Origin of the sequence: Sphingomonas sp. 66-10, assembly GCF_001897045.1 — a bacterium.
Lineage (GTDB): Bacteria > Pseudomonadota > Alphaproteobacteria > Sphingomonadales > Sphingomonadaceae > Sphingomonas > Sphingomonas lycopersici.
In genome coordinates this window covers 4,475-10,806 of record NZ_MKRR01000082.1, presented here as the reverse complement: position 1 = coordinate 10,806, position 6,332 = coordinate 4,475, and the positions used below count along the sequence as shown (strand labels likewise).

The window sequence follows — 6,332 nt, the reverse complement described above, 5'->3', positions numbered from 1 at the left end:
GACACATGACCACCCTGTCGATAATGCCACGGCACCAACAAATAATGGTTCGGTACAGGCGCCTGGGAAGGATCCGCCGTGAAATTCGCGTTGCCGTTCGCCGTGTCGAACAGTACGGGTACAAGAACCTGCAAGTGGTTTTACAGAGACGCTAAAACCGCGACGCAGCCGAAATCGACAAAATGCTTGGTTCCGAGCATGTGATGCGGCACGGCGTTCGACCTTTCACCCGATTTTCTCATCGAACCTGGAAGCGCGCCCGCCGCTCATGCGGATGGGCAAGCGTCACCGGCGGCCTTTGTCAGCGGCCCTTATCAATTGTCCGCTCGCCTCGTCTGGGAATCTCGGTGGACTCGAAGGAAGTGGCCGCGACACCTCGTTTTCGCGTACACAACCAATAACCGACGCTTCCCGCAACGACGACGCAGCCGGCGATCGCAAAATTCTCCATCGTAGATTGGCTCAGCAGCCAGAGGATGAGGAGCAACGCGACGGCAGGGATCGCAAGACGTCCTGGTAGTTTGAACTGTCCTGGTTCCGCCGGAAGCGTCCGTTGGATGATTGGCAACGAGACGATGCATAGCGCATAGGTCAGCAGGCGAACAAAGGTGCTGAGCGTCGCGAGCCACACGAATTGCTGTCCCACCGCCATTGCAATGCTTAGAACGCCGCAGAACAGAATGGAATTCACCGGCACGCGCGTCCGCACGTTCACCGTGCCAAACCAGCCAGGCAGCGTGCCGTCACGCGACAGTGCGTAGGTCAGTCGGGGCGCGGTGAGCAAGGACGTCAGACTGCCGCCGCCGATCGAGAACACGACTCCCAAGCCGAGCGCGAGCGCGCCGGTAGGGCCCATAAGGCGGCGGGCAAGTTCGATGAGAGGCGCGTTGCTGCCGCCAAGGTCTGGACCCACCGAAACCGCGACAAGCTGGATAAGGGCGTAGCAGACGGCGATGGCAAGAACAGTGGTGACGAGCGTTCGCGGGATGGCGGAGCGCGCGTCTCGGGTTTCACCGGCATTGATCAGGCTGAATTCGAATCCGATGAAAGCGTATAACAGGACGAGCATCGTCCGTCCGATGGCTTCCGGCGGCAAAACATTCGCGCTCGTCACTAAGCCCCATTCGACGGCTGGAAAGCCGACCAGAATCAGCAGCAGGAGCGGCGCGAGCTTGAGGATACTGATCAAATAGAGCGCAGCCATTCCCGCGCGGACACCAATCGCGTTCAAGATCGTCGCAAGCGTAATGTAGCCCGCGATCGCGATCATTCGCGGCAGCCCGGACGATAGAGGGCTCCAGATCGGTGCCGCGTAACTGACGATCAGATTGGCGCTTGCGGCGATCGCGGCGACCCGGCTGATATAGATGAGCAGCCCGGTCTGGAACCCGATAAAGCGCCCAAAGGCATGCGATGTATAGACGATTGGGCCCCCGGTCGTCTCGAAGAAGCTCGCGGTCCGCGCGAGGGTGAGCGCTACGGACAAGATGAGTACGCCGCAGAGCAGAAACAGCCAGGGGCTAAAATATCCAGCCTGCGCGATTGCCACCGCAGGTAGCGCGAAGATGCCTGACCCGATCACGCCGTTCATCGCGATCGTGGCCACGCCGACCCGGCCGATCTCGCGGCGCAGGAGCGAGTCGGGCGCCGATGGCCGGCTCATGCCACGCTCGCCGCGTCCGGCAGATCCTTATAGCCGTTGGAGGTGGCTATCAGAACGACTGCGTCATTACGCGCGATCTCTCCTTTTTGCAGCAGGATCTCTAGCGCCGTGAGCGTTGCCGCAGAGGACAGCTCCGCATAACATCCGTGGCGTGCCAGGCGGCTCTGGTCGCGGACGACGGCGGTGTCGTCAACGACGACGGCGTTCCCGCCGGTCTGGCGGATCGCCTCCGCGGCCTGATAAGTTACGGTAGATCCGCCGATCGAGAAGAGCGCCGTCGAGCCGGGGAAGGTGCCGGTCTGCGCCGCCCCATTCAGAACCCGGTCGATCCTGGGAAATGGCTCGACCGCGAACAGCCTCGGAAGCGCTTTGATGCGCTCCATAGCTTTTAGTTGCCGAAAACCCTCGTACAATCCCCACAGGAGATCACCCCGGGACGTCGGAACGAGCACCGCATCGATGTTGTCGGGGCCTAGATCCTCGACCAACTCAAAAGCGATGGTTCTCAGTCCATCGACGCCGAAGTGGTTGCTGCCGACGGGCGGGTTGAGATAGTTGGTGGCGGAAAACCAGCCTTGTTGCTTGACCATTTCGGTGACGAGCCGCCATCGTTCGAGCGAGTCGTCTGCGATAACGAGCTCTGCGCCCGTCAGGGTGATCGCGCGGCGGTGGATCGGCGAGAGCGCAGGGGTTGAGACGATGCAGCATTTGAGGTCAGCGGCGGCGGCATAGAGGGCCAGGGAGGCGCCGCCGTTTCCGCTGGACGCCGCGACGATCTTGGTCGCGCCGATGTCGAGCGCTCGCGTGACGGTGAGGCAGCTTACCCGATCCTTATGCGAACCGCTCGGATTCATCCCCTCGTTTTTGAGATGAATGGCGGCAACGCCCAACGCGTCCGCCAGGCGATTGAAGGGGGTGCAGGGGGTGCCGCCCTCTCCGAGTGAGACCCACGACGAATAGGGCATCCACGCGGCGTAGCGCGCCATACCTTGTACATCCAATGCACCAAGCTTCATTGGAAACTGATGAAACTCGGACCGTATGGCCGCGGGCTGACCTTCGGTGAGGCAGGCGGGGCAGCCCTCGAAATAGTCGGCGAGCGGTAGCTGCGTCCCGCAGCGAATGCATGAAAAGCGGGCGAGCTGGGTGTTCAGCGCATAGCCCTGTTGCGCAGTTGAGACCGGCATTTCTTGTGTCTTGTTCATAACGTCGGATGCTTTCTTGTTTTGGTCAAGCCGAGGCGGGCTGCGCTGCTCAGACTTTTGGTCGGGTCGACCGAAGGCGGGCGAAGGCCTTTTCAAGGTCGCAAATCAAATCCGCACCACGTTCAAGTCCGGCATGCACGCGGATGAGAGCTCCGTCGTCTGGGGCGGAGCAGCTTCGCGTCGGCGCCGGCCACGCCGGCACCATCAGACTTTCGAACCCGCCCCAGCTCGAACCCAATTTGAATAACTCCAGCCCGTTGAACAGAGCGGTCCGCTCGGTCTCGGACATAGGGTCGAGCAGCACACCGAAGAGACCCGAAGCCCCCGCGAAGTCGCGCTTCCAGATCGAATATCCCGGATCGGCGGGAAGCGCGGGATACAACACCTTGCGGACTTCAGGCTGATTCATGAACCAGGCGGCCAGTTCAAGAGCTGTGCGCTGGTGGCGTTCCAGCCTGACATCGAGCGTACGAAGACCGCGGTGCACCAAATAACAATCATCGGGGCTCGCCGAACTGCCCCACCGCGCGGCAGTGTCCTTCAGTCGCTTGTAGACGTCCTCCGTTGCGGCCGTCATGGCGCCGAGCATCACATCGGAATGACCGGACAGATATTTGGTGGCGGCCGCGATTGATATGTCGACGCCGTGTTCGATCGGGCGAAAGAGCAACGGGGTTGCCCAGGTGTTGTCGAGGGCGGTGATGATACCGCCTGCGCGCGCGGCTGCGGTGATCGCCCCGACGTCGACGAGCTCGAATGTTAGCGATCCGGGCGTTTCGAGAAACACCATCCTGGTGTTCGGCCGGATGAATGAAGCGATATCATCACCAACACCAGGCGGAAAATAGCAAACCTCGACGCCATGCTTGGTCAGGACCTCGTCGCAAAACCGACGGGTCGAGCGGTAGACGGTATCGACCACGAGTAGATGGTCACCTGCCCCCAGAAATGCGGAGAGGCTGAGCGAAATCGCAGCCGTCCCAGACGAGGTGAGGACGGTCCGGAAGCCACCCTCCAGCTGCGCGATCGCGCTCCCAAGCGCGTGGCTCGTCTCGGTGCCGTACAGGCCGTAAATGACGCCATCATACAGGTTGCGGTGCCGGTCGATATAATCCTCGACCCGGTCGTAGACGATCGTCGAGGCACGGTGCACCGGTGGGTTAAGGAGGCCCGCCTGCTGCGCCGATCGCGAAGTCGAATGGATGAGCGTTGTCGACTCCGCAAACGAACAGGACAGCTCGTCTTGAGCTCGCGCGTCCAATGGCGAACCGGTCATCACTGTTCGCCTTTGTAAATCGACGCTGGAAGCGGCTGGAAATCGAGTTCACACGCCAAACATAATCTGACCCGAGACTGGGCGTGCAGGCAGAGAGCCGACGCCGCCGGAGAGGCTCCCGAGACGCTGCGCAGGGCGTGCCGCAGGGCATGGCCGATCCGCGGCAAAGTCATATCTTGTCTCCAGGTATGAGGCTGGGGTTATAAGCGGAGGCGATGACCGAGGAGTAAGCCCAATGAATCTGCGCCAGCTTGAAGCGTTCCGGGCTGTCATGCTGTCCGGTTCGGTCACCCAGGCGGCAGCCGCGCTCCACATCTCGCAGCCGGCCGTCAGCAAGCTTTTGGCGGATCTTGAATACCACCTCGGGTTTCCGCTGTTCGTCCGTTCGAAAGGCGTAGCGCTGACGGTAACACCGGAAGCCGACGTCTTCTTCCACGAGGTCGAGCGCAGCTTTGCCGGAATCGCGGTTCTGAAGCGCGCGGCGGCCGACATCCGCAACGCCTCGACCGGGACGCTGCGGATCGCAGCGCTTCCGGCGTTGGCGGTCAGTTTCCTGCCGTCGGTTATCACGACGTTCCGGCGTCGGCATGCCGGCGTCTCGATCCAATTGCAAACCCGCAGCTCGTCGACTGTCAGGCAATGGATCGCCAACCAGCAATTCGACATCGGTCTTGCGACTCCAGCGCGGGAGTTGCCGGGCATCGCGATGGAAAGGTTCCTGCGCTGCGCGGGAGCGTGCGTCCTGCCGCCGGGTCACAGGCTCGCTGAAAAGCAACATATCGAACCCGCCGATCTTGATGGCGAGCGGTTCATCTCGCTGGCGCTGGAAGACCAGACGCGTCACCGTATCGACCGGGTTTTCGAGGATGCCGGCGTCGATCGCGACATGATCATCGAGACCCAATATGCGATGACGATTTGTGCGTTGGTACTGCAAGGGCTGGGTTGCTCCATTCTCAATCCCATCACCGCGGCCGACTATGTCGACCGCGGCCTGGTCGTTCGGCCGTTCAAGCCCGAAATTTTGTTCGACTATATGCTCTTCACGCCAAAGCTGCGGCCGATGTCTCAAGTCGCTCAGGCGTTTATCGCGGTCCTTGAGGAGCATCGGGCGGCATTCCTAGCTACGGGTCGCTTGGATCTCGGCTAGAATTTCGCGGTGCCGCGCACATACCAGAAGCCGCCGTTGAAGCCGGTCGGCGCAAACCGGAGATATTGGATGCCGTTCGCGATTTGCGACTGACGGATCTCCCGGTCGGGGTAATTGTTGAACAGATTCTCCGCTCCGACAGCGAGCCGGAACGTCGATGTGAGCTTGTACGAGAGTTCGAGATCGACGAGCACCTCCGCGCCGCCGGTCTGGTCGGCCGCGGGCGTCGAGCCATAGTCAGTCCATTTGCCATAATAGTTCGCGCGCGCGGTGACGCCAATGCGATCGCCCTCGTAGACGAAAGAGGCATTGCCCTTCCACTTCGGAACAAAGCCTTCGAGATCAAGCAGGCGTTGCCGATCGGCCGCAACGACCGGTGATGCTCGGGTCACCTTCGTGTCGGTGTAGTTGGCGTTTACGCCGAACGTCCCGCGGCCACCGAGCATATTCATGCCGACGGTGAGCACCGCATCAACGCCTTGCGTGCGACTGTCGAACGAGTTGGTGAAGAAACTGACCTGCTGAAACGAACCTCCTCCAGGAATGCCGAGCGCGGCGAGCTGGTCACGCTGCGCCTGCGTCAGGTTGAAGTTGCCCGAAACCGCGATACGGTCCTTCACTTTGATGTTGAAATAGTCGATTGTCAGCGTGACGTTCCGGGCGGGCTTGATCACGACACCGCCCGCAACGTTGAATGAGCGCTCCGGCTTGAGTGGCGTGGCGCCAAAAAACTGGGCCACAGGATTGGCCGGCGCAACGATACCGGCGGTGAGTGGCGCCCCGGTGACCGAGTCGATGTTGGTCTGGACCTGTGACGCATTGGACTGCCCGGGGGTCGGCGCGCGGAAGCCGGTGTTGACCGAACCGCGGACGGCGAACATGCTCGAAAAATCGGCGCGCGCGCTCGCCTTCCACGTAAAGCGACCGCCGAAATCGGTGAAATCCTCGTACCGCCCGGCCAGACCGGCTTGAAACCACTTCGTCAGATTGCCTTCAAGCGATGAGTATACCGCCCAATTGCTGCGCGAGAAGACACCG

At 61.4% G+C, this 6,332-nt stretch carries 5 protein-coding genes; 1 reads left to right on the top strand and 4 read right to left on the bottom strand.

Translation table 11 applies throughout. From position 1 onward, the window contains the following. Positions 1-301: 301 nt before the first annotated feature. Genes BGN95_RS07110 through metC form a run of 3 tightly spaced genes read right to left on the bottom strand, consistent with a single transcriptional unit; the run spans position 302 to position 4,144 of the window. Positions 302-1,663 (bottom strand): APC family permease, encoded by a 1,362-nt coding sequence (locus tag BGN95_RS07110; protein ID WP_286772094.1) that lies wholly within the window; start codon positions 1,661-1,663, stop codon positions 302-304. Continuing rightward, positions 1,660-2,868, bottom strand: a complete 1,209-nt coding sequence (locus BGN95_RS07105; RefSeq protein ID WP_286772093.1) for a threonine synthase — start codon at positions 2,866-2,868, stop codon at positions 1,660-1,662. Before BGN95_RS07105 ends, BGN95_RS07110 begins: the two co-directional genes overlap by 4 nt. A gap of 49 nt (positions 2,869-2,917) precedes the next feature. After that, a complete protein-coding gene (gene metC / locus BGN95_RS07100) occupies positions 2,918-4,144 on the bottom strand; it encodes a cystathionine beta-lyase (RefSeq protein WP_286772092.1) in 1,227 nt (408 codons plus the stop codon). 235 nt (positions 4,145-4,379) lie between these two features. Here metC and BGN95_RS07095 point away from each other — a divergent pair, with 235 nt between their 5' ends. After that, positions 4,380-5,294, top strand: coding sequence for a LysR family transcriptional regulator (locus BGN95_RS07095; protein ID WP_286772091.1), 915 nt, complete (start codon positions 4,380-4,382; stop codon positions 5,292-5,294). Here BGN95_RS07095 and BGN95_RS07090 read toward each other — a convergent pair. Continuing rightward, the coding region (locus BGN95_RS07090) for a TonB-dependent receptor domain-containing protein (RefSeq protein ID WP_286772090.1) at positions 5,291-6,332 on the bottom strand (1,042 nt) is incomplete at its 5' end. The two genes, BGN95_RS07095 and BGN95_RS07090, sit on opposite strands and share 4 nt — an antisense overlap.